The sequence below is a fragment of the Pseudomonas sp. D3-10 genome, assembly GCF_051132175.1.
GTDB lineage: Bacteria > Pseudomonadota > Gammaproteobacteria > Pseudomonadales > Pseudomonadaceae > Aquipseudomonas.
The window spans coordinates 3,381,694-3,405,416 of record NZ_CP071668.1 but is presented as its reverse complement, the minus strand read 5'-3'; the positions used below and the strand labels follow the sequence as shown (position 1 = coordinate 3,405,416).

Annotated in this window: 21 protein-coding genes; 18 read left to right on the top strand and 3 right to left on the bottom strand. The window is 63.3% G+C overall.

Going from position 1 to position 23,723, the window contains the following annotated elements:
• Nucleotides 1–46: 46 nt before the first annotated feature.
• The 15 genes from J3P90_RS15235 to J3P90_RS15165 all read left to right on the top strand — a co-directional run bounded on the left by J3P90_RS15235 (nt 47) and on the right by J3P90_RS15165 (nt 18,346).
• On the top strand, nt 47–1,693 hold the full coding sequence (locus J3P90_RS15235; RefSeq protein WP_434650779.1) for a phospholipase D-like domain-containing protein: 1,647 nt from the start codon (nt 47–49) through the stop codon (nt 1,691–1,693).
• Nucleotides 1,694–2,031: 338 nt separating this feature from the next.
• Nucleotides 2,032–2,700 (top strand): haloacid dehalogenase type II, encoded by a 669-nt coding sequence (locus tag J3P90_RS15230; protein ID WP_420766630.1) that lies wholly within the window; start codon nt 2,032–2,034, stop codon nt 2,698–2,700.
• A 37-nt stretch (nt 2,701–2,737) separates the two neighbouring features.
• Nucleotides 2,738–4,012: an NAD(P)/FAD-dependent oxidoreductase gene (locus J3P90_RS15225; protein ID WP_434674981.1), complete on the top strand. Its 1,275-nt coding sequence runs from the start codon at nt 2,738–2,740 to the stop codon at nt 4,010–4,012.
• 84 nt (nt 4,013–4,096) lie between these two features.
• Entirely contained in the window at nt 4,097–5,740 is a 1,644-nt protein-coding gene (locus J3P90_RS15220; protein ID WP_434674980.1) for an ABC transporter substrate-binding protein, read from the top strand.
• Between the two features lie 42 nt (nt 5,741–5,782).
• On the top strand, nt 5,783–6,739 hold the full coding sequence (locus tag J3P90_RS15215) for an ABC transporter permease (RefSeq protein WP_420766627.1): 957 nt from the start codon (nt 5,783–5,785) through the stop codon (nt 6,737–6,739).
• Complete coding sequence (locus J3P90_RS15210) at nt 6,736–7,611, top strand: ABC transporter permease (protein WP_434674979.1); 876 nt, start codon at nt 6,736–6,738, stop codon at nt 7,609–7,611. The genes J3P90_RS15215 and J3P90_RS15210 overlap by 4 nt, the downstream gene beginning before the upstream one ends.
• A gap of 1 nt (nt 7,612) precedes the next feature.
• Complete coding sequence (locus J3P90_RS15205) at nt 7,613–9,457, top strand: ABC transporter ATP-binding protein (RefSeq protein WP_420766625.1); 1,845 nt, start codon at nt 7,613–7,615, stop codon at nt 9,455–9,457.
• Nucleotides 9,454–9,762, top strand: a complete 309-nt coding sequence (locus tag J3P90_RS15200; protein ID WP_434674978.1) for a (2Fe-2S)-binding protein — start codon at nt 9,454–9,456, stop codon at nt 9,760–9,762. Before J3P90_RS15205 ends, J3P90_RS15200 begins: the two co-directional genes overlap by 4 nt.
• The gene (locus J3P90_RS15195; protein ID WP_434563653.1) at nt 9,744–11,120 is read left to right on the top strand and encodes an FAD-dependent oxidoreductase; all 1,377 of its coding nucleotides are present in this window, start codon (nt 9,744–9,746) and stop codon (nt 11,118–11,120) included. Before J3P90_RS15200 ends, J3P90_RS15195 begins: the two co-directional genes overlap by 19 nt.
• Complete coding sequence (locus J3P90_RS15190; protein WP_434563655.1) at nt 11,117–12,268, top strand: NAD(P)/FAD-dependent oxidoreductase; 1,152 nt, start codon at nt 11,117–11,119, stop codon at nt 12,266–12,268. Before J3P90_RS15195 ends, J3P90_RS15190 begins: the two co-directional genes overlap by 4 nt.
• Nucleotides 12,265–13,422: an acetylornithine deacetylase gene (gene argE, locus J3P90_RS15185; RefSeq protein ID WP_434674977.1), complete on the top strand. Its 1,158-nt coding sequence runs from the start codon at nt 12,265–12,267 to the stop codon at nt 13,420–13,422. The genes J3P90_RS15190 and argE overlap by 4 nt, the downstream gene beginning before the upstream one ends.
• A 290-nt stretch (nt 13,423–13,712) precedes the next feature.
• Nucleotides 13,713–15,170 (top strand): NAD-dependent succinate-semialdehyde dehydrogenase, encoded by a 1,458-nt coding sequence (locus tag J3P90_RS15180; protein WP_434563659.1) that lies wholly within the window; start codon nt 13,713–13,715, stop codon nt 15,168–15,170.
• 40 nt (nt 15,171–15,210) lie between these two features.
• Complete coding sequence (locus tag J3P90_RS15175) at nt 15,211–16,290, top strand: tartrate dehydrogenase (RefSeq protein ID WP_420766619.1); 1,080 nt, start codon at nt 15,211–15,213, stop codon at nt 16,288–16,290.
• 82 nt (nt 16,291–16,372) lie between these two features.
• On the top strand, nt 16,373–17,857 hold the full coding sequence (locus J3P90_RS15170) for a PAS domain S-box protein (RefSeq protein WP_434628470.1): 1,485 nt from the start codon (nt 16,373–16,375) through the stop codon (nt 17,855–17,857).
• 240 nt (nt 17,858–18,097) lie between these two features.
• A complete protein-coding gene (locus tag J3P90_RS15165) occupies nt 18,098–18,346 on the top strand; it encodes a DUF1652 domain-containing protein (protein WP_420766617.1) in 249 nt (82 codons plus the stop codon).
• 45 nt (nt 18,347–18,391) lie between these two features.
• Here J3P90_RS15165 and J3P90_RS15160 read toward each other — a convergent pair whose 3' ends face one another.
• The 3 genes from J3P90_RS15160 to J3P90_RS15150 form a co-directional block, all read right to left on the bottom strand.
• Nucleotides 18,392–19,777 (bottom strand): sensor histidine kinase, encoded by a 1,386-nt coding sequence (locus tag J3P90_RS15160; protein ID WP_420766616.1) that lies wholly within the window; start codon nt 19,775–19,777, stop codon nt 18,392–18,394.
• The gene (locus tag J3P90_RS15155) at nt 19,755–20,438 is read right to left on the bottom strand and encodes a response regulator transcription factor (RefSeq protein WP_047230191.1); all 684 of its coding nucleotides are present in this window, start codon (nt 20,436–20,438) and stop codon (nt 19,755–19,757) included. Before J3P90_RS15155 ends, J3P90_RS15160 begins: the two co-directional genes overlap by 23 nt.
• A 78-nt stretch (nt 20,439–20,516) precedes the next feature.
• Nucleotides 20,517–20,717, bottom strand: coding sequence for a hypothetical protein (locus J3P90_RS15150; protein ID WP_420766615.1), 201 nt, complete (start codon nt 20,715–20,717; stop codon nt 20,517–20,519).
• Nucleotide 20,718: 1 nt separating this feature from the next.
• Between J3P90_RS15150 and hcnA the strand changes: the two genes are divergently transcribed.
• The 3 genes from hcnA to hcnC are packed head-to-tail and all read left to right on the top strand — an operon-like array spanning nt 20,719 to nt 23,697.
• A complete protein-coding gene (gene hcnA, locus J3P90_RS15145; RefSeq protein WP_420766636.1) occupies nt 20,719–21,039 on the top strand; it encodes a cyanide-forming glycine dehydrogenase subunit HcnA in 321 nt (106 codons plus the stop codon).
• Nucleotides 21,036–22,445 (top strand): cyanide-forming glycine dehydrogenase subunit HcnB, encoded by a 1,410-nt coding sequence (gene hcnB / locus J3P90_RS15140; protein WP_434674976.1) that lies wholly within the window; start codon nt 21,036–21,038, stop codon nt 22,443–22,445. The genes hcnA and hcnB overlap by 4 nt, the downstream gene beginning before the upstream one ends.
• Complete coding sequence (hcnC, locus tag J3P90_RS15135) at nt 22,438–23,697, top strand: cyanide-forming glycine dehydrogenase subunit HcnC (protein WP_434674975.1); 1,260 nt, start codon at nt 22,438–22,440, stop codon at nt 23,695–23,697. The genes hcnB and hcnC overlap by 8 nt, the downstream gene beginning before the upstream one ends.
• Nucleotides 23,698–23,723 lie beyond the last annotated feature (26 nt).

Sequence of the window (23,723 nt, the reverse complement as noted above, 5' to 3'; positions counted from 1 at the left end):
CCGCATCACTGCTCTATGCTCAGGCAACCTTCAAAGGAATGAACCCATGCGCGTACTCGTCACCAACCCCCAGGACGATTTCAGGGTCAAGGCCTACGCAGGCACCAACGGTGTGCTGCTCGCCATGGACCTCGCCGAGCCACGGCGCAAGGGGCTGTTGGGCTTCGCCATCGAGAAGCAGCACGGTGACAAGCCGTGGCTGTTCCTGTTCAACAGTCTGACCTTCCCCGACAAGGCCCACACCTTCCCGCAGTTCCATGCCACGCCCAGCGACAAGGCGCCGTTGCAGAAATTTCGCTGGGCCGATTACGCGGTCAACCCTGGCACGACGATCCATTACCGCGTGCACCTGGCCTACGGCAGTCCCGATGCGCCGCAGTTGGGCGAGGCCCTTGAGTTGACCGTCACCAGCGATGACGGCCAGCCTGCCAACCAGAGCGTCATCTTCAATCGCGCGGTGGCCGCCAGCCAGGCGTTCCAGCGCAAGTTTCCGGAACTGGACAGCCTGATCAGCGCCAATCGGAGCCTGTCCATCGAAGACTGGCCGGATGCGCCGCGTCGCTGGCTGGAAAACGGTTTGCTGGGGCGCCTGGTCGGCTTCATCGACCGGGCCCTGGATGCAAGCTGGGCGTTGGACGTGGCCATTTATGAATACGAACTGCCGGTGATTGTCGAGGCGGTCAACGCGGCCCATGCGCGCGGCGCTCGGGTGAGGGTGCTTTACCATGCCCAGCCGGAGGACGACGCGACGATCAGCAATGAAGCCAGCCTGCAAAAACTGCCGGCGGCGAACAAGCGTGGTCGAGTCACCCATAGCATTTTCCACGACAAGTTCATCGTCCTGAGCAGAATCGACCGGCATGGAGTGCCGACCCCCGAGGCCGTATTGTGTGGCAGCACCAACTTCACCGCCAACGGCGTCTATCGCCAGGCCAACGTCATCCATGTGCTGGACGATCCACGCATCAGTGACAGTTATCGCCAGGTGTTCGAGCAGATCTGGGCCAACCCCGGGGACGTCGACGCCACCCGCGATTGGCTGACGCTCAGCAATCCCATGGACGGCGACGAAAAACTCTTCGCCGGTTTTTCGCCCCGCAACGGCAAGGGCGATCTCGATCGCTTTGTCGAGATCATCGCGGCCGCGCGCAAGGACCTGCTGTTCGTCACCGCATTCGTCTTGCCCGAGCGGATTCTCGATGCCTTGCTCGGCCAGCCGAACGACGACGTGTTGCGCTACGGCCTGCAAAACACCACCAGCCGCATCACCGGTTTCCATGCCGACCGCACCGCCGAATTCGCCGCCACCGCGCTGCTCAATACCGGCCTGGAGGGTTGGCTGCGGGAAAACATGAAAGGCCAGAAGGGCAACCTGCTGGTCCACACCAAGGCCGTGGTCACCGACTTCACCAGTGACTCGCCGACCATCATCAGCGGCAGCCACAACCTGAGCGCCGCCGCCAGCGCCAGCAACGACGAGAACTATCTGATCATCCAGGGCGACACCGACCTGGCCGACCGCTACGGGCTGGAACTGCTGCGCTTCTATGAGCACTACCGGTTTCGCTATTTCGCAAAAAAGCTCGCCCTCAAGCAGGTCCAGCCCCTGGCGCCGGACGACAGCTGGAGCGATGACTATTACCGCGAGGGCGATCTGCGGATGTTGTCCAGGATCAGGTTTTGCGGCCGTTGAAGCGGCCGTCGAAAACGTTTCCACGTTGTGCTGCCAATCGCTGCGCCACGGCGCAGATCCTGCCGTAAACCTCTCGGCAAAACGTCGCCTGGCGCACCATAACTGCCCCCAAACCCTCAGAAACACGGGCGCAGCGCCCGTGTCTGGAGCATCCCGCAAAGTCTGCTGAGCGGGCCCCGCAAAACGGTGGTTTGTACCAAGCGGCGACTATTTTTAACGGTTTTTCCACGGTCTCATGGTGTTGTAATGAAAACGTGATGCAGCGTTGCCGCGAGCCTCACGAATGGCGTCAATGTTTGCTTCGTCATGCCTTCAACAACAAATCCAGGACCGCACTCATGAGCTTTCTTCGACCCAAGTACATCACCTTCGACTGCTACGGCACGTTGACCAACTTCCAGATGGGCAACATGACGCGCGAGCTGTTCGCCGACCGTGTCGATGCCGGGCAGATGGACCAATTCGTCAAGGACTTCGCCGCTTATCGCCTGGACCAGGTGATGGGTGACTGGCGGCCTTATGATGAGATCATCAAGACCTCCCTGATGCGGGTCTGCAAGCGTTGGAACGTCGAATACCGCGGCGAAGGCCAGCTCTATTACGACGCCGTGCCAACCTGGGGCCCCCACGCCGATGTGCCGGCGGGCCTGTCGAAGATCGCCGACAAGATCCCCCTGGTGATTTTTTCCAACGCGATGGACGAGCAGATCATGTCCAACGTCGACAAGCTCGGCGCGCCTTTCCATAAAGTGTTCACTGCCCAGCAGGCCCAGGCCTACAAGCCGCGGCTGGCCGCGTTCGAATACATGCTCGATAACCTCGGCTGCGGGCCGGAGGATGTGCTGCATGTGTCGTCGAGCTTCCGTTACGACCTGATGCCGGCCAATGACATGAAGATCAAGCACAAGGCCTTCGTTGCTCGTGGTCATGAGCAACCGGGCAACTCGATCTACAACTACCACCAGATCCCCGATATCGGCGGGCTGCCTGGACTGGTCGGGCTCTGAAACCGAGCGAACGCTTCAAGGCGAAAGGGGTTTAGACATGGGCAGTGAGTCTTATTGGCTCGATACCGCACCGGCCTTCACCGGTGCCCAGGTCGGCGGGTTGCCCGACCAGGTCGACGTCGCCATCGTCGGTGGCGGTTTCACCGGTCTGGCGGCGGCCCGGGCCCTGGCCTTGAAGGGCGCCCGGGTGGCGGTGCTGGAGGCGGGAAGGGTGAACGGGCAGGCGTCCGGGCGCAATGGCGGGCAGTGCAACACCGGCGTCGCCCAGGACTATGCGGCATTGTCAGCAAGCCTGGGTGCCGATAAGGCCCGCGCTTATTACCTGGCCTACGAAAGCGCCGTGCAGAGCGTCGTTTCGTTGGTCGAGCAGGAAGGGATTGCCTGCGACCTGACGCGTCACGGCAAGCTCAAGCTGGCCGCCAAGCCGATGCACTACGAAGGGTTGGCGCGCACCTGTGAACTGATCCGCAAGGAGGTCGATGCCGAGGTTCAATTGTTGTCTGCGCAGCAGGTTCGCGCCGAGGTCAATTCGGACCAGTTCCACGGCGGCCTGCTGCAGCGCAATGGCGTACAGATGCATGTCGGGCGCTTTGGTGTCGGCCTGGCCGAGGCGGCCGCCCGTCATGGCGCGTTGATTTTCCAGGGCGTCGAGGTGAAGGACTGGAAGACCCGCGGCAGCGGCTATCAGGTCAACACGAACAAAGGCGTGCTGCATGCCTCGCAAATTCTGCTGGCCACCGGTGCGTGCCAGCAAGGCGGGCTGGGTTGGTATCGGCGACGCATCGTCCCGGTGGGCAGTTTCGTGGTCGCCACCGAGGTACTGCCACAGGCGCTGATCGACAGTTTGCTGCCGGCCCGTCGCTCCTACGTCACCAGTCGCATGATCGGCAATTACTTTCGCCTGACCCCGGACAACCGCTTGCTGTTTGGCGGCCGTGCGCGGTTTGCCATGTCCGACAGTGTGTCCGATGCCAAGAGCGGCAAGGTGCTGCAAGCGACGATGGTGCAGATGTTCCCGCAGTTGGCCGACGTGAAAATCGACTATTGCTGGGGCGGGCTGGTGGACATGACCTCTGACCGCTTGCCCCGCGCCGGCCAGCATGGCGGCATCTACCACTCCATGGGCTACAGCGGCCACGGCGTGCAGATGTCGGTGCACATGGGCCAGGTCATGGCCGACGTCATGGCCGGCAAGGTCGAAGCCAACCCTTGGCGCGAGCTCGACTGGCCGGCGATTCCCGGGCACTTCGGCAAGCCCTGGTTCCTGCCGTTTGTAGGCGCGTATTACCGCCTGCAGGACTACCTACACTGATTCATAAGGCGTTGTTTGGCGTTTCAACCGTTGCGACGACCGTGCGCAACCGAGCCCCTATCACTTGCGGAAGGTAGAACTGACATGACTGACAATAAGAACAGCATCGACGGCCAGTTGATTACGGGCGAAGAAAGTCTGCGGGTTTTCGAAGGGCTCAATCGCGGCATGTCGCGCCGCCACGCCTTGCAAATGCTCGGGCTGGCCGGGGTCGCCGCGGCCGGGGCCGGCAGCCTGTTCGGCGCCGCCGGCAAGTTGTGGGCCGATGACACCACGAGCCCAGGCAAGGGCAAGCCCGGCGGACGTATCCGAGTGGCGGGCATCACCAGTTCCACCGCCGATACCCTGGATCCGGCCAAGGGCTCATCGTCCACCGACTACGTGCGCCACTACATGTTCTACAACGGCCTGACCCGTTTCGACAGCCACATGGTGCCGCAACTGGAGCTGGCCGAACGCATCGACACCACCGATGCGACGCTGTGGGTGATCACCCTGCGCAAGGAAGTCACCTTCCACAACGGTAAAGGGCTGACAGCGGCGGACGTGGTGTTTTCCCTGCTGCGGCACAAGGATCCGGTCACCGGTTCGAAGGTCCTGCCGCTGGCCTCGCAATTCGAGGAGGTCAAGGCCAAAGGTACCCACGAGGTGCAGATCCGCTTGAGCGGCCCGAATGCCGAACTGCCGTCGATTCTGGCCGTGTCCCACATGCTGATCGTGCCCGAGGGCACCACGGATTTCAGCCAGGGGGTCGGCACCGGTCCGTTCAAGGTCAAGGAGTTCAAGCCGGGAGTACGCTCGATCGGCGCCCGCAACACCAATTATTGGAAGCCCGGCTTGCCCTACCTGGACGAGATCGAGTTCATTGGCATCGGCGACGAGCCGTCGCGGGTCAACGCGCTGCTGTCGGGCGATGTGCAGATCATCAACGAGGTCAACCCGCGCTCGACGACCCGCATCAAGGACAGCGCAGGCCACCGTGTCGTCGATTCGCCCTCGGGCAACTACACGGACCTGATCATTCGTCAGGACCAGATGCCAGGCCAGAGCCCCGAATTCACCCAGGCGATGAAACTGTTGCTGGACCGCGAGCAGGTCAAGTCGGCGATTTTCCGTGGCTTTGCCAGGGTCGGCAACGATCATCCGATTGCGCCGGGCGCGCGCTTCTTCAACGCCGACCTGCCGCAACGCACCTATGACCCGGAAAAGGCGCGTTTCCTGCTGAAGAAAGCCGGCATGGAAAACATCAGCATGCCGGTGATGTGCTCGCCGGCCGCCACCGGTTCGGTGGACGTCGCCGTGCTCTTGCAGCAGTCGGCGAAGGAGGCCGGGCTCAAACTCAACGTCAATCGGCTGCCGAGCGACGGCTACTGGTCCAACCACTGGGCCAAGCACCCGCTGAGCTTCGGCAACGTCAACCCACGGCCGAACGCCGACATGCTGTTCTCGCAGTTTTTCCAGTCCTCGGCGCCGTGGAACGAGTCCGGCTGGAAAAACCCGCAATTCGACCAACTGCTGGTGCAGGCCCGTGGCGAAACCGACGAGGCCAAGCGCGGCAAGATGTACGCCGACATGCAGACGCTGGTGCATGAGCACAGTGGCATCGGCATCCCGGTGTTCATCAGCAACATCGATGGCGTCGACCAACGCGTCAAGGGCTACGGCACCAATCCGCTGGGTGGCTTCATGGGCTACATGTTCTCCGAGCAAGTCTGGCTGGACGCTTGATGAGCGTGGTCTGGCTCCGTGACATGGCAAGAGGATCGGGTGATGAATAGCAACACATTGTGGTTGATCGGCCGGCGCCTCGGCGCCGCGATCGTGACCCTGCTGATCGTCTCGATGGTGGTGTTCGCCATCACGGCGGTATTGCCGGGAGACGCGGCGCAACAGTCCCTTGGACAGTTCGCGACGCCTGAACAAGTGGCGGCCCTGCGGGTGAAGATGGGCCTCGACCAGCCAGGCGCATTGCGCTACCTGCACTGGCTGACCAGCCTGCTCAGCGGCGACCTCGGCGTATCGATTTCCAATGCCGTGCCGGTCAGCGAGCTGATGGCCGGACGAGTGCCCAACACCTTGATGCTCGCGGCCGCCACGGCGCTGGTATCGGTGCCGGTGGCGCTGATCCTCGGAATCGGCTCGGCGATGGGCCGAGGGGGGCGCATCGACAGCGTCCTGAGTTTCTTCACGCTGACGATGGTGGCGGTGCCGGAGTTCCTGGTGGCGACGCTGGCCGTGTTGATCTTCGCGGTCAACCTGGGCTGGCTGTCGGCGCTGTCCTACTCCAGCGAAATCACCTCGCCGCTGCAATTCATGCGCACCTATGCCTTGCCGGTCATGACGCTGTGCTGCGTGATCGTTGCGCAGATGGCGCGCATGACCCGGGCGGCGGTGATCGATCAGCTCGACAGCCCCTACGTTGAGATGGCTCGCCTCAAAGGCGTGAGTCCGGTGCGGGTGGTCTTGCGCCACGCCTTGCCCAATGCCATCGGGCCGATCGCTAATGCCATCGCCTTGAGCTTGTCCTACCTGCTGGGTGGCGTGGTGATCGTCGAGACGATCTTCAACTATCCCGGCATCGCCAGCCTCATGGTCGATGCCGTGACGAACCGCGACATGGCATTGGTCCAGGCCTGCACGATGCTGTTTTGCACGGCGTACCTGATGCTGGTGTTGATTGCCGACCTGTGCGCAATCCTGTCCAACCCGAGGCTGAGAAACCAATGAACAATCTCATTGCGAAGTCCCCGCCTGCTGCGCCCGAACTGGCCTATGGCAAGGTTCCCAACGGCGCCTCCTGGCTCGGCCTGCTCGGCGCCGCCATGTGCGTCATCTGGTTGCTGGTGGCCATTTTCGGACCTTGGCTGGCGCCGCACCCGGTGGGCGAAGTGGTGTCCGACAACGTCTTCGACAGCTTCAGCGCGGCGTACCCGCTGGGCACCGACTACCTGGGCCGCGACATGCTCAGCCGGATCATGGTGGGCGCAAGGTTCACCGTCGGCCTGGCCTTGGTCGCGGCGGTCCTGGCGAGCGGCTTGGGAACCACTTGTGCGTTGTTGTCAGTGGTCTCGCCGAAGTGGCTGGACGAGCTGATCAGCCGCCTGATGGACGCCTTCATTTCTATCCCGAGCAAGATGCTTGCGTTGATCATGGTTTCGGCCTTCGGCTCCTCGGTGACCTTGTTGATCTGCACGGCGGTGCTGAGCTTCACGCCGGGCGCATTCCGGATCGCCCGCAGCATGGCCGTGAATATCGAGGCTTTGGAGTACGTGCAGGTGGCCCGTACCCGTGGCGAGCGCAGGTTGTACATCGCTTGTGTGGAGATCCTGCCGAACATGCTCAACCCGGTGCTGGCCGACTTGGGGTTGCGCTTTGGCTTTATCGTGCTGCTGCTCAGTGGCATGAGCTTTCTCGGCCTGGGCGTGCAGCCGCCGGACGCAGACCTGGGCTCCCTGGTGCGCGAGAACATCGGCGGTCTCAACCAGGGCGCGCCAGCCATCGTGATTCCGGCCCTGGCCATTGGCACCCTGACGATCGGCGTGAATCTGTTTATCGATCGCCTGTCTTCGCGGCGCAATCGACGCACGGGAGGTCATTGAAATGAGCGAATTGATTCGAGTCGAAAACCTGCGGGTAGTCGCCTGTGGCGAACGCGGCGAGGTGGAGATCGTCAAGGGCGTCAGTTTTTCTCTGGCAAAAGGCGAAGTGCTCGCATTGATCGGCGAGTCCGGCTCCGGCAAGACCACCATTGCCCTGGCGCTTCTGGGTTATGCCCGACGCGGCTGTCGCCTGGCCGGTGGCGTGGTGCGCATCGGCGAGCACGACATGCTGGCCTTGAGCGAAGGCGAGCTGCAAGGCTTGCGCGGCAATCGCGTCTCGTACATTGCCCAAAGCGCCGCGGCGGCATTCAACCCAGCGAAAAAGCTCATCGACCAGGTGGTCGAGGGCGCGCTGATCCATGGCCTGGGCAGCCGGGCGGTGCTCGAAGCCAAGGCCATCGAACTTTTCCGTGACCTGGCGTTGCCGAACCCCGAGCGCATCGGTCAGCGGTATCCCCATCAAGTCTCCGGCGGGCAATTGCAACGGGTCATGGCGGCAATGGCGCTGATCAGCGATCCGCTGCTGGTGGTGCTCGATGAGCCCACCACCGCCCTGGATGTGACGACCCAGATCGATGTGCTGCGCGCTTTCAAACGCGTGGTGCGCGAGCGGGGCGCGACGGCGGTGTACGTGTCCCATGACTTGGCTGTCGTCGCGCAGATGGCCGACCAGATCGTAGTACTCAACGGCGGCGAGATATTCGAGCAGAGCGCGACCGCGCCGTTGCTCAAGGGGCCCGCCCATGCCTATACCCGAAGCCTGCTGGCGGCGGCGCGTCCGGACACAACGATCCGTCCGCCCTGCGGCCTCGCGGAGGACGCTCCGCTGTTGACCATCCGGGGGCTGACCGCCGGCTACGGCAACAAGAACCCGCAAGGCATGCCGGCGATTCGCGTGCTGGAGGACATCGACCTCACCGTGCGCCGGGGCCAGGCCATCGGGGTGATCGGTGAGTCCGGTTCAGGTAAATCGACCTTGGCCCGGGTGGTGGCGGGGTTGCTGCCTCCGGCCCTTGGCGGGTTGACCTTCGACGGCCAGCCATTGGGCGGTAGCTTGCAGGAACGCACTGCTGACCAGTTCCGCCGCATCCAGATGGTTTTCCAGAACGCCGACACCGCCCTTAACCCCATGCACAGCATCAGCGCCATCCTGAGCCGGCCGTTGAAGATGTATTTCGGCCTCAAGGGCGCGGCCCTGCGCGAGCGCATCGGCGAGTTGCTCGACCTGGTCCGTTTGCCCCGGGACTTGGCCGAGCGACGTCCGAGCGAGCTGTCCGGCGGTCAGAAACAGCGGGTCAACCTGGCCCGGGCGCTGGCGGCCAAGCCGGACCTGATCCTCTGCGATGAAGTGACGTCGGCCCTCGATACCGTGGTCGGCGCGGCGATCCTTGAACTGCTGCGCGACCTGCGCCAACAACTGGGCGTGTCGTACCTGTTCATCAGCCACGACATCTCCACCGTGCGAGCGCTGTGCGACGACATCGTGGTGATGTACAGCGGCCACAAGGTCCAGTCGGGGTCTCGGCAATCGTTCGCCCAGGCACCGTTTCATCCCTACACGGACCTGCTGATCCATTCGGTGCCAGAGCTGCGCCAGGGCTGGCTGGAAACCTGCGGCGCGACGACTTGCGGTACGTTGCCGGCGTTGGGGCCAACGGCCAATGAACCGGATCTGTGCACATTCCTCGGTCGCTGCCCGGTACGGGTCGATGGGGTGTGCAACCATATCGCGCCACCCCGGCGCATCATCGATGGCGGCAGCGAGGTGCTCTGTCACCACGACAGCGGCGAACTGCTGAAAAGCCAGCGGGATTCAAACAGCATGATCGTGGGAGCCTACGCATGAACGCGCGTTTCGTGAGGTTGGCCGAACAGGGTCGACCCGTCGTCAACCTGAGGGTCGATGGCGTGCCCATCACGGCGTTGCAGGGCGATACGTTGATGGTCGCCTTGCTGACCCACGGCCCAGCGTTGCGCCAGTCGGAATTCGATCCCGGCAGCCGCGCCGGCTTTTGCCTGATGGGCGCCTGCCAGGATTGCTGGGTCTGGACCCGCAGCGGCGAACGCTTGCGCGCCTGCTCCAACGAAGTCCGCGAAGGGCTGGATATCATCACCACGCAACCGGAGGCGATATGGCCACTGCGCGGATAGTCATCGTCGGCGCCGGACCAGCCGGCGTACGCTGTGCCCAGACGTTGGTCGCGGCGGGGTTCAGGCCGATCCTGATCGACGAAAACCGTCGCGACGGCGGGCAGATCTACCGGCGCCAGCCCGAAGGGTTCATCCGGGACTACGGGACGCTGTACGGCACCGAAGCGGCCAAGGCCCGTGATTTGCACGAAAGCTTCGATCGCCTGCGCCCCAACCTCGACTATCGTCCGGATACGCTGGCGTGGAACCTGACGCCGGGTCAATTGAGCTGCGTCAGCCAGGGTCGCCATACGACAGTGGATTTTGACGCACTGATCCTCTGTACCGGTGCCACCGACCGCTTGATGCCGGTCGAGGGCTGGCAGTTGGGCGGCACCTATAGCCTCGGTGGGGCGCAGATTGCCTTGAAGGCTCAGGCGGTGTCCATTGGGCACCGGGTGGTGTTCATGGGCAGCGGGCCGTTGCTGTACCTGGTGGCCAGCCAATACGTGAAGGCTGGCGCCCAGGTCGCGGCGGTGCTGGACACCTCGCCATTGGTCAAGCGCATCCTGGCCTTGCCCAAGCTCATGGCGCGTCCTGGCCTGCTGTTCACGGGCATGAAACTGCTGGCGCAGCTGTACCGGGCGAAGGTTGCGGTACACCTGGGTATTTCGCCGCTGCAAGTGCTCGGCGAAGCGACCGCCGGAGTGAGCGGCGTTCGGGTACGTCGCGCAGACGGCCAGGAACTGACGGTGGATTGCGACGCGGTGGCGTTGGGGTATCACCTGCGTCCCGAAACCCAGCTGGCCGACCTGGCGGGCTGCCGCCTGCGCTTCGACGAGGCTTCCGGGCAATGGCTGCTGGACACCGACGAAGAAGGCCGGACGTCGGTCAGTGGCATCTATGCGGCGGGGGACGGCTCGCGAATCCGGGGTGCCGACGGCGCCGAGCATGCCGGGCGGCTGGTGGCCATGGCGCTACTGAATGACTTGCAGCAACCGGTGGATGCGGCCCGATTGGCCGAACAGCGCGGGGCGTTGAAGGTGATGGACGAGTTCCGCCTCGGCCTCGCCCAGGCGTTTCCCTGGCCGGCCGCGCAAGCCAAGGCCTTGCCGGACGAAGCCATCGTCTGCCGCTGCGAAATGATCAGCGCCGGTGAGCTGCGGCGTACCGTCAGCGAGAAGGGGGCCTGTGAAGTCAATCGGGCCAAGGCTTTCAGCCGGGTCGGCATGGGTCGCTGCCAGGGTCGCTATTGCTCCCAGGCCGGGGCCGAGGTGATTGCCGCGGCGGCGGGCGTGCCGGTGCAAGAAGTCGGACGCCAGCGCGGACAGGCACCGGTCAAACCGCTTTCCATGCTGACTCAGGAGGTCACGCCATGACCGTTGAAAAGGCCGATGTATTGATCGTCGGTGGTGGTTTCATGGGCGCGGCGTCGGCGTTTTTCCTGCGCCAGCGGGGCCGGTCGGTGATCCTGCTGGAGCGCGACCAGATCGGCCAATATGCCAGCGGCGTCAACTTTGGCAACGTGCGACGCCAGGGCCGTTTTCTCGGGCAGCTGGAATTGGCGAACCGTTCCTGGGCGCTGTGGAAACGCCTGCCGGAACTGATCGGCGAGGACCTGGAATTCATTCCCAGCGGACACATGCGCGTGTGTTACCGGGAAGAGGAAATCGAGGAGCTGCAAGCCTACGCCGATGCCCCCGAAGCCCGGCAACTGGAACTGCAGATTTATCGGGGCAGTGAACTGCACGGGCGCTTTCCGTTCCTGGGCAAGGACGTCAAGGGCGGCTCGTACGCCCCCCATGACGGTCACGCCAACCCGCGTCTCGCAGCACCGGCATTTGCCCGGGCGGCGCGGCGCCTCGGTGCCCGCATCGAAGAACGCACGGAAGTCGCCGAGGTGTACAAGGCCAATGGCGAATTCAGCGTCACCACGACCGATGGCCGCCAGTTCCGCGCCTCCCAATTGCTGATCACAGCCGGTGCCTGGGGGCAAAAACTTTCCGGGCAGTTCGGTGAGCCGGTGCCGCTGGCACCCAACGGTCCGCAAATGGCCGTCACCGAGCCGGTGCCCTATGCCTTGCCGACGGTGATCGGGGTGTACACGAAGATTCCCGAAGAAGTGATCTACTTCCGGCAGATTCCACGGGGCAACATCATCATCGGCGGTGGCTACCGTTGCGAGCCGGACATGCTCAACCGCCGCGCCCATGTCGAACCGCGCAGCCTGCTCAACCAACTGGACCAGATGCGGCGCCTGGTGCCGGGCATTGGCAACCTCAACATCATCCGCGTGTGGAGCGGTATCGAAGGCTACCTGCCCGATAACCTGCCGGTGATGGGCGCCAGCGGCAACGTCGACGGCCTGTACTACGCCTTCGGCTTCAGCGGCCATGGTTTCCAACTCGGTCCGGGCGTCGGCGACGTCATGGCCGAACTGATCAGCACCGGCACCACCAGCACGTCGATCGAACCGTTCTCCATCCGCCGGTTCACCCCGTCCGAACAACGGAGCAAAGCCTCATGAAACCTCGCGTCCTGGCTATTTTCGAGCGCCTGTTGGCGTTCGAAACGGTTTCCTCGGAATCGAACATGGCGCTGATCGAATACGTCCGCGATGTGTTGGCGGGCAAAGGCATCGAATCGTTGATCGTCAAGGACGAGAGCGGCAAGAAAGCCAACCTGTTCGCCAGCACCGGCCCCCGTGAGGTGCCAGGGGTCCTGCTATCCGGCCATACCGACGTCGTGCCGGCGGCGGGGCAGGCCTGGACCGTTCCGGCATTCCAGGCGACGGTGCGCGATGGCCGGGTCTACGGGCGCGGTAGCTGTGACATGAAAGGCTTCATCGCCCTGGCGATCGACGCCATGCTTGACGCGGCCGACCAGCCGTTGAGCCGGCCGCTGCAATTGGCGATTTCCCATGATGAAGAAATCGGCTGCGTGGGCGTTCGCCGCCTGCTCGACGTGCTGCACCTGGCGCCGGTGCGGCCGTTCCTGTGCGTGATCGGCGAGCCGACCAACATGCAATTCGTGTTGGGCCACAAGGGCAAGGGTTCGTATCGCACCTACTGTCGAGGCCTGGAAGCGCACTCATCCCTGGCCCCACGCTCGGTCAACGCCATCCACGTGGCGTGCGACTTCATCGCGGCGTTGCGCCAGAGTCAACGGCAGTTGCAGGAGCAGGGCGCCCAGGACAGCGACTATGACGTGCCCTACAGCACGGTGCATGTCGGGCAGATCGTCGGCGGCAAGGCACTCAATATCGTGCCGAACCTGTGTACGCTGGACTTCGAAGTGCGCAACCTGCCGGCCGACGATCTGGATCGGTTTCTGGAGCAACTGCACGAGCACGCCGAAGTGATCGTCCGCGAGGCGAAAAAGCTCTCGAACGTAGCGGACATCCAGATCGAGACGCTGAATGTCTATCCGGGTCTTGATACGCATCCGAGCGTCGAAGCGGTGCGGTTTCTCAAGCATTTCGCTGAGCCGGATACGGGGACTGCGAAGGTCTCTTTCGGCACCGAGGGTGGGTTGTTCAAGCAGCGGCTGGACGTGCCGGTGGTGGTGTGTGGGCCGGGCTCCATCGAACAGGCGCATAAGCCGGATGAGTTTATCGAGGTGGCTCAGATGGAGGCGGGGGAGCGGTTCCTGGCTGGGTTGCTTGGGGCTTTGAAGGTTTAAACCGCGTCCACCGCAAGCCCCCCAGATTTAGCCGCGCCAAAGAGACCTGTGGGAGCGAGCTTGCTCGCGATGGGCCCAGCACATCCGACTCACTCATGGGCTTATACGCCGCCTTCGCGAGCAAGCCCGTTCCCACGCACCAAGCAAGAACAAAGCAGTCGCAGTCCTATCGGTATAGCCTGCCGCTTCACCCCAAAACTTCAGCATCCAACACCGCCCAACCTCCGCTTTCAGCATCCTGCGCCGCGGCACCTCCTTAGACTGGAACTACCTCGGAACAGGACGCGACCATGCTCACTCAACTTCTGAAAGACCCCAGCCTGCTGGCGGAACTGGCTTATATCGACGGGCAGTGGGTGGGGGCCGACGATGGCGCCACCCTCGACGTCATCAACCCGGCCACCGGCCAAACGCTCGCCCGCGTCCCCGCGATGCAAGGCAGCGAAACCCGACGCGCCATCGAGGCAGCGGACGGGGCCTGGGCGGCATGGCGCGCGCGTCCGGCGGCGGAGCGGGCGGCGATGTTGGAGCGCTGGTATCAGGCCATGATGGACAACCTCGAAGACCTCGCGCTGATCATGACCCATGAACAGGGCAAGCCACTGAATGAAGCCAGGGGCGAGATTCGCTACGGCGCCGGCTTCGTCAAATGGTTCGCCGAAGAGGCCCGTCGGGTCTATGGCGAGACCATTCCGGCCCCCAGCGGCGACCGTCGCCTGCTCACCCTGAAGCAACCGGTCGGCGTCTGCGCCGCCATCACACCGTGGAACTTCCCCAACGCGATGATCACCCGCAAGTGCGCTCCGGCGCTGGCGGCGGGGTGCCCGGTGATCGTCAAGCCGTCGGACCTGACACCGTTGTCCGCCCTGGCGCTCGCCGTGCTGGCCGAGCGGGTCGGGATTCCGGCCGGGGTCTTCAATGTGGTCACGGGCATGCCCGCTGGCATCGGCGAAGAGCTGACCGGCAACCCGACGGTGCGCAAGATTTCCTTCACCGGCTCGACGGCGGTCGGCCGCCTGTTGATGCGCCAGAGCGCCGAGCACATCAAGCGCCTGAGCCTGGAGCTCGGTGGCAATGCGCCGTTCATCGTGTTCGACGATGCTGATCTGGAACAGGCCGTGGCCGGCATCATGCAAAGCAAGTTTCGCAACGCCGGCCAGACCTGCGTCTGCGCCAACCGCATCCTGGTGCAGGAAGGCATCTACGAACGTTTTGCCGAGCGGCTGGTGCAGGAAGTGCGCAAGCTGAAGATCGGCGATGGGCTCGAAGCCGACGTGATGATCGGCCCATTGATCAATCCTGCTGCGGTGAGCAAGGTCGCCCGGCATATCGACGACGCGCTGAGCCAGGGCGCGCGCCTGCTGTGTGGCGGCATTCCTCAAGGCGACAGCCAGTTCGTCGAGCCGACGGTGCTGGGCGACGCCCACGCCGGGATGTTGCTTGCCAATGAAGAAACCTTCGGCCCGGTTGCACCGCTGATGCGCTTTTCGACGGAGGACGAGGCACTGGCCTTGGCCAATGCCACGCCTTATGGCCTGGGTGCCTATTTCTTTACCCAGGACCTGCGGCGCTCGTGGCATTTTGGCGAGGCGTTGGAGTTCGGGATGATCGGGCTCAACACCGGGATCATCTCTATGGAGGTGGCGCCTTTCGGTGGCATCAAGCAGTCCGGCCTGGGGCGCGAAGGCAGCAAGTACGGCCTGGATGAATACCTTGAAGTGAAAGCTTTCCATATCGGTGGGCTGTGATGCGGCCTTCGTTTGAACAGACAACCGGGAGTCAGGACTGATGAGCAAACCCTTTAGAATCGCCGCGATTGCCGGCGATGGCATTGGCAAGGAAGTATTGCCCGAAGGCCTGCGAGTATTGGAGCAGGCCGCCAGGCAATGGCAGTTGGACCTGGACATCCAAGTGTTCGATTGGGCTCACTGCGATTATTACCTGGAGCACGGGCAGATGATGCCCGTCGACTGGTTCGAGCAACTCAAGGGCTTCGACGCGATCTACTTCGGCGCCGTGGGATGGCCGGACAAGGTCCCGGACCACATTTCCCTGTGGGGCTCGTTGCTCAAGTTCCGCCGCGATTTCGACCAGTACGTGAACATCCGCCCGGTGCGGCTGTTCCCGGGCGTGCCCTGTCCGCTGGCCGGACGGGAGGCGGGGGATATCGATTTCGTGGTAATCCGCGAAAACACCGAGGGTGAATATTCCTCGGTCGGCGGCAAGATGTTCGAAGGCACCGAGCATGAATTCGTCCTGCAGGAATCGGTGTTCACTCGCCGAGGCGTCGACCGGATTCTCAAGTTCGCCTTCGACCTGGCCCAATCCCGACCGCGCAAGCGCCTGACGGCCGCGACCAAGTCCAACGGGATTTCCATCAGCATGCCGTACTGGGACGAACGCACGGCCTTGATGGCCGAGCAATACCCCGAGGTGACATGGGACAAACAGCACATCGACATCCTGTGCGCCCGTTTCGTCCTGCAACCAGACCGCTTCGATGTGGTGGTCGCCTCGAACCTGTTCGGCGACATCCTTTCCGACCTCGGCCCCGCCTGCGCCGGCACTATCGGCATCGCGCCGTCGGCGAACCTGGATCCGCAGCGGCGCTTTCCCTCGCTGTTCGAACCGGTGCACGGCTCGGCGCCGGATATCTATGGGCAAAACATTGCCAACCCGATCGCGATGATCTGGTCGGCAGCGTTGATGCTGGATTTCCTTGGCAACGGCGATGAGCGTTATCGCGCGGCCCATGACGGGATCCTGCGGGCCATCGAGCAGGTGATCGCACACGGGCCGATAACCCCGGACCTGGGCGGACAAGCCTCGACCCAGGACGTCGGCAAGGCTATCGCCGCGGGGCTTTGAGGGCCTGGCGCACTATCGCAAGCCCATGTGGTCGTAACCTTCAACGCATCCATGCCTGAACGTCACGACCCATGGAGACCCAATGAATCAGGACGTCCCGAACACCGATACCAATCGCCGCCAATTGCTGCAAATCATCGCCGGATTGTCTGACGGCGTGATACTGGTCGAGGTCGACCAGACCATTGCCTGGGCCAATGAAGCCGCCCTGACCATGCACGGCGTCACGGAGCTCGGCGAGTTGGGCGCCAATGCCAAGCAATACGCCAAGCGTTTCCACCTGCGCTATCGCAATAACCATTCGTTGCCCGAAGACAATTACCCCATCGCCCGCGTCGCTCGTGGCGATGAATTCAGCGATGTGCTGGTGGAAGTCACGCCAGACGCCGACCCGGATCGGACCTGGGTTCACCGCATCCGCAGCATGGTCCTGAGTGACCGTGCCGGCGAGCCGGAATACCTGGTGCTGATTCTCAGCGATGCCACTGAATGGGCCAGCGCTGAGCAACGGTTCGAGAGAACCTTTGGTGCCAATCCGGCGCCTGCGGTGATCTGCCGCCTCAGCGACCTGCGCTATATCAAGGTCAACGCGGGCTTCCTGGAAATGACCGGCTACAGCCGCGAGCAGGTGATCGGCCGTTCGGTGTATGAGTTGGATGTGCTCGAAGCGGCCGAGAAGCGTGACCTGGCCATCGAGCGCCTGGGCCAGGGTGCGACCATTCCGCAGATGCAGGCCGAAATGCGTTTGCCGGACGGTAGCAGCAAGCAAGTGATCGTCGCCGGCCAGCCCCTGGACCTGCACGATGAAGACTGCATGCTGTTCTCCTTCATGGACATGGAGCCCCGGCGCAAGGCCGAGACGGCGCTGCGTCAAAGCGAGGAGCGCTTTGCCAAGTCATTCCGCCTGTCGCCGGTGCCAACGCTGATCTGTAGCGCTGAGCAGCAATTGCTGGAAATCAACGAAGCCTTCCTCCAGGCGACCGGTTATGCCAGCGAAGAGTTGTTGGGCAAGACCGTCGAGGAAATCGGTTTTCTCGAAAAGGACGCAGGCGCGACGCTTTTTGCGCGGTTGGAAAAGACCGCCACTGTGTCCGGCGTCGACATCAAGGTTCACAGAAAGGGGGGCGAACAGATCGACTGCGAAGTGGCGGCCGACACTGTGGTCATCCAGGACAAACCCTGCTATTTGCTGGTGCTGATGAACATCACCGAACGCAAGCGTTCGGAGTTGGAACTGGTGGCGGCCATCGAGGAAGTGATGAAGGACGCCTCGTGGTTCAGTCGGACCTTGATCGAAAAACTCGCCAATGTGAAAAGTATCAACGCGCAAAGCCCCACGACATCGTTCACCGAGCTGACGGCCCGGGAACGCGATGTGCTTGGCCTGATCTGCGAAGGCCTGGCGGACAAGGAAATCGCCGCGCGGCTCAAGCTCGCGCCAAACACCGTGCGCAATCACGTGGCTACGCTGTATTCCAAACTGGACGTGCATAGCCGCAGCGAAGCGATTGTCTGGGCGCGGGAGCGGGGGTTGTACGCAAATGAATGGCGGATGAAGGCACCATAGTAGCCAGTGCATATGCACCTGCCGTGCTAGTGCAAATTCGGGTTCTTCGCGGGCGCCTCCTTCCTTAGGCTGAGAGGGTGCGGCATAGCTGTTGATGTCGCGTCCCCCACGAAACAGTCAAGGAATACGCCACAATGCGCAACAAGCCCTTCAAGTGCGAGATCGACAGGAAGTCTGCGGGAGCCAGGAGGCCGGGTGTGTCCAACGGTCATTTGCGACTTCGAAGCTGAGGTGCGAACGATGACCCATCTTGCTCCGCTTCGCGCCCGCCTCGAAAAAAGTTTTGCTCCGCTGTCCTGCGCATGCAACCTCAATGGCGATGGCACGCTGACTATTCGTCTGTATCACCAGGAAAGCGGCGAGGTCGACCTGGTGGTGAGCGGCATGAGCGTCGAGAGCATCCGCTCTGAAGAGGGCCTGGAAAAGCTGATTGACGAGCTGCGCTACGAACTGCAGAACACGCCGTTGCACCGCAGTGATCCTGCCTGATTTCCTGGTCCGCTAAGACGCGCTCCCTCGCCACGGGCCAACGAATCAGAGCAATGTCGCCCGGCAATCGAGCACCAGCCGGGCGCCGCCCGACTCGCTGCGATCCACTTCCAGGGTAAATCCGTGCAAATTGACAATCGCCGCGACAATGGACAGGCCAAGGCCGAATCCGCCGTGCTGGCTGCTGCCCTCGGCGCGGTAGAAACGGCGAAACACCGCCTTGCGCTCTGCCTCCGGGATGCCAGGGCCGGAGTCGAGCACTTCGATGCGGGTGCTATCGCCCTGGTCGACGCCGCGCAGGATCACCTCACCGCCCGGTGGGGTGAATTTGATGGAATTGCTCAGCAGGTTCGACACGGCCTCGAACAGCAACGCCCGGTCGCCGTTGAGCAGGGGCAGGCTGGCGGGCACCTCCAGCTTGAAAACCAGCTCGCGCTCTTCGGCGAGGGGCAGGTAGAAATCGTGCAGTTCTTGCAATAACTGCAAGGGATCGAGGCGCATGAAGCCGGAGCGACGCTGCTGGTCCTCCAACTCCGATATCCGCAACAGCCCGCGAAACCGCGCCATCAGCGTATCCGTCTCGGCGATCACCTGATCCATCTGCAAGGCTTCGGGCGAGCCGTCCGCCGCTTCCTGCTGGATGCGATAGAGCTGGGCCCGCAGGCGGGTCAGTGGCGTGCGCAAGTCATGGGCGATGTTGTCGCAGACGCCCTTGACCTCGTTCATCAGCCGTTCGATGCGGTCGAGCATGGCATTGACGATGGCCGCCAGCATGTCCAGTTCATCGCGGCGGCTCGACAGCGGCAGGCGATGGGTCAGGTCACCGGCGACGATGGCTTCGGCGCTGGCTTGCAGCTTGCGAATCCGCCGCAACGGCCGGCGCCGCAGCAGGTGCCAGCCGAAGATGCCCGGCAGGATCGTCAGCGATACGCCCCAGAACAGCGCGTGTGAAATGATGCGTGTCACGGCGAACAACGAGCCGTTGTCCCGCGCCAGCACCAGCCAGCGACCATCCTGGGTCCGGGTCGCTATCGCGTCGCAACTGTCGGACGGCACGCCCGGGTCGTCGGAATCGACGCAACCGCCGAGCATATGGATCTTGCCATCGAGCGGCAGATCGGCGGGGATGCGTTGGATCGGTCCGCTCAGATGGCGCAACTGCGGATCGAACAGGCCGTAGGCGTCGACGCCGCGTTCGTCCAACGTCAGGCTGGCCATCAGCGCGTCCTCCAGCTGGTCGCCGTGGATGCGCGCGAACAGGTGCTGGCGTTGCATCAGGGAATGTTTGGCGAGGCTGTCGAGGTAGCCAAACACTTCGTAATACATCACCCCCATCAGGATGGCGCTCCAGATCACGAACAGCGCGCTGTAGAGCGCCAGCAGGCGGCTGCTGGAGGATCGCCAGCCCTTAGCGGGGTTCAGCAATGACATAGCCGGACCCTCGTACCGTGCGAATCAGCGGCTCCAGGCCCGGCGGGTCGATTTTTTTGCGCAGGCGACCGATGTGGACGTCGATCAGGTTGGTGCCGGGGTCGAAGTGATACCCCCAGACCTCTTCGAAAATCATCATGCGCGACAGGATCTGGCCGCTGTTGCGCATCAGGAATTCCAGCAGTTTGTATTCGGTGGGCAAGAGGCTGAGCAGTTGCCCGTTGCGGCTGGCTTCGCGGCTGATCAGGTTCAGCTCCAGGTCCGCCACCCGCAGCGCGGTCTCGGGTTCACGGGCACCGTTGTTGCGGCGCAGCAACACCTCGACCCGGGCGGCCATTTCATCGGTGGCGAACGGCTTGGTCAGGTAATCGTCGCCACCGGCGCGCAGGCCGCGGACGCGTTCGTCGACATCGGACAGGGCGCTGATCATCAGAATCGGCGTGGCCACGCCCATGGTCCGTAGCGTGGTGACAATCACCAGGCCGTCCAGTTCGGGGAGCATGCGGTCGAGGGTGATCAGGTCGTAGTCACCGCTGACCGCGCGCTCCAAGCCTTCGCGGCCATTGTCGACCCAGTCGACGTCCAGGCCGTTGCGGGTCAGTTCGGCGACAATTTCCCGAGCGGTCACGGCGTCGTCTTCGATGGTCAGGATGCGGTTCATGGTCAGTACCGGGTGAGTAATTGGAGCGACTGCGCAGCATTCTGCCAAAGAATACCTGTCGGCTTTCTGAAAAAAAGTTCATGGGCGCGGACGTGCGCATTGATTGGCCTGGATCAACACTTCGTCACAAATAATCCCTAACATCATTGCGCCGCGCACCAGCATGCTGCGCCTGTTGCCCTGTTTTGGCGCGCAGTCGCCGATGGGCATCGCCGCAAGGCGGGTGGTGGCGTGCCGCAAGGAGCCAAGACCGACTGAACCTTCAAGGAAGAGCTGCATGATGCAACCTCAAGACCTCATACACCGACAATACGATATCCAGCCGCTCGAGGCTGACATGACCGTGCTCCTGGACGGACAGGCTGTCAATGCCGCCCAGGGCGAAACCGTGCTTACCGTGATCCAGGCCCTGGGTCGCCGGCAGGTGGCCCGCAACGACCACGACCAGATCAGTGGCGCCTATTGCGGCATGGGGGTTTGCCATTGCTGCCTGGTCAAGATCGATGGTCGCCATAAGCGCCGCGCCTGCCAGACTCTCGTGCGCCCCGGCATGCAGATCGAGACCCGGGCCAACCGCATTGCTGAAACGGAGGCGCCATGAACCTCGATCCGGTCATCGTCGGCGGCGGGCCGGCGGGCATGGCGGCGGCTACCGAGCTGGCCTCCCACGGGGTGCGCTGCACCTTGCTCGAAGAGGCGCCGCGCCTCGGTGGCGTGGTTTATCGCGGCCCCTTGCGCGATGGCGTATGCCTGGATTACCTGGGGGCCCGCTACAGCGAAGCGTTGGAGAAGCTCCACGGGGACTTCCAGCGCCACGCCGACCTGATCGACGTGCAATTGGGCTGCCGTGTCATCGGGGCGGAGGGATTCCGGGCGCTGACGCTGCTCGATGCGCACGAGCGCTTGCGGTCGGTTGCCTATTCGCAGTTGATCCTGGCAGCGGGGTGCCATGAACGCAGCGTACCGTTCCCTGGCTGGACCCTCCCGGGCGTGATGATGCTTGGCGGCTTGCAGCTGCAGATCAAGAGCGGCGTGGTCAAGCCGCCTAGCCCGGTGGTGATCGCCGGGACGGGCCCGTTATTGCCATTGGTGGCCTGTCAGCTTCACGCCTCGGGCGTCACCGTGGCGGGTGTCTATGAGGCGTGTGCGTTCGGCAGGATCGCCAAGGAAAGCCTAGCGCTGCTGAACAAGCCGCAACTGTTCCTCGACGGCCTGGGCATGCTCGCGTACCTCAAGCGCCATCGCATTCCCGTGCGCTATGGCTGGGGCGTGGTGCGTGCCGAAGGCGAGGGCGAGTTGAGCGCCGTGACCGTAGCGCCGTACTCCGTAAATTGGGAACCGGACCTTGCGCGCGCCGAACAGGTGCCGGCCCAGACGTTGGCCGTCGGCTACGGGTTTATCCCGCGCACCCAGCTGAGCCAGCAGATGGGCCTGGAACATGGTTTCAGCGACGACGGCTATCTGCGTGCCGAGTCCGATGCCTGGCAACGGGGCAGCGAGGCGCATGTCCATCTGGCGGGCGACATGGGCGGGATTCGCGGGGGAGAGGCAGCCATGCTGAGCGGGCGCATCGCGGCGCTGTCGGTGCTGGTGCAACGCAACGTCCTGGATGAGGCGGCAGCCCTCGGGCGTCGCGAGCGGTACCAGGCACAACTGGACCGCATCATTCGTTTTCGCGCCGCGGTCGATCGCTACACCCAGCGTGGGGCGGGCCAAACGGCGCTGCCTGCCGCCGACACGGTGATCTGCCGCTGCGAACATGCCACCCGCGCCGACATCGACCGGGCCCTGGCGCAGGGCGTGCAAGACATGGCCAGCCTGAAGATGCGCACCCGCGTGAGCATGGGCGACTGCCAGGGGCGCATGTGCGTCGGTTATTGCAGCGACCGGTTGCGCGAGGCCACCGGGCGCGCTGATGTAGGGTGGCTGCGGCCACGTTTCCCCATAGATCCTGTTCCTTTTTCAGCGTTCCAGTACCTCGGCACGGAGGCCGTTTCCCATGATTAGGCATTACGATGTTGTGATTGCCGGTGGCGGCGTGATCGGCGCCTCCTGCGCTTACCAGCTGTCCAAGCGCAACCATCTGAAGATCGCCTTGATCGACGCCAAGCGTCCAGGCAACGCCACCCGCGCCTCGGCGGGTGGCCTCTGGGCCATTGGCGAATCGGTGGGCCTGGGTTGCGGGGTGATTTTCTTCAGGATGATGTCAGCCAATCGCAAGCGCCAGGCCCAGGGCGCCGCCGTGGCGGTGGATGCCAGCACGCCGCACATCCTGCCCGACTCGTTTTTCGAATTCGCCTTGCAGTCCAACGCGATGTACCCGCAATTGCACCGGGAACTGTTCGATCGTCATGGCATGGATTTCAAGTTCGAACGGACCGGGCTCAAGTTCGTGATCTACGACGATGAAGATCGGTTGTATGCCGAGCATATTGTCGCCTGCATTCCTCATCTGGCCGATCAGGTGCGCTGGCTCGACCAGGCGGCATTGCGCGAGACCGAGCCGAACGTCAGCTACGAGGCCCGGGGTGCCCTGGAGTTCCTGTGCGACCATCAGGTCAGCCCATTCCGCCTGGCAGACGCCTACACCGAGGGCGCGCGGCAGAACGGTGTCGACCTGTTCTTCAACACCAACGTGACTGACGTGTTGCGAAGCGGGACGCGGGTCACCGGCGTGAAGACCGCCGAGGCCGGTACATTCACTTGCCAGACCTTGATCAACGCCGCCGGCGCCTGGGCGGCGGACCTGAGCGAGCAGGCAACGGGCGTGCGGATCCCGGTCAAGCCAGTCAAGGGCCAGATCCTCTTGACCGAGCGCATGCCCAAAATCCTCAATGGCTGCCTGACCACCAGCGACTGCTACGTGGCGCAGAAAGACAACGGCGAAATCCTCATCGGCAGCACCACGGAGGACAAAGGGTTCGACGTGACCACCACCTACCCGGAGATCGAAGGGCTGGTACAGGGTGCCGTGCGCTGTATCCCGCAACTGGCCGACATCAACCTGAAGCGCACCTGGGCCGGCCTGCGTCCAGGCTCACCCGATGAGCTACCGATCCTGGGGCCGATGCGCGGTGTCGAGGGCTACCTCAACGCCTGCGGGCACTTTCGCACCGGTATCCTGACCTCGGCCATCACCGGCGTGCTGCTGGACAAACTGGTGAACCAGGAGCCGCTGCCACTGGACATCACGCCATTCCTGGCCGACCGCTTCGAGGTAGCGCCGACTCCAGAGCCTAGAAAAATGGAACCGGCCTGAACCCTGTGGGAGCGAGCTTGCTCGCT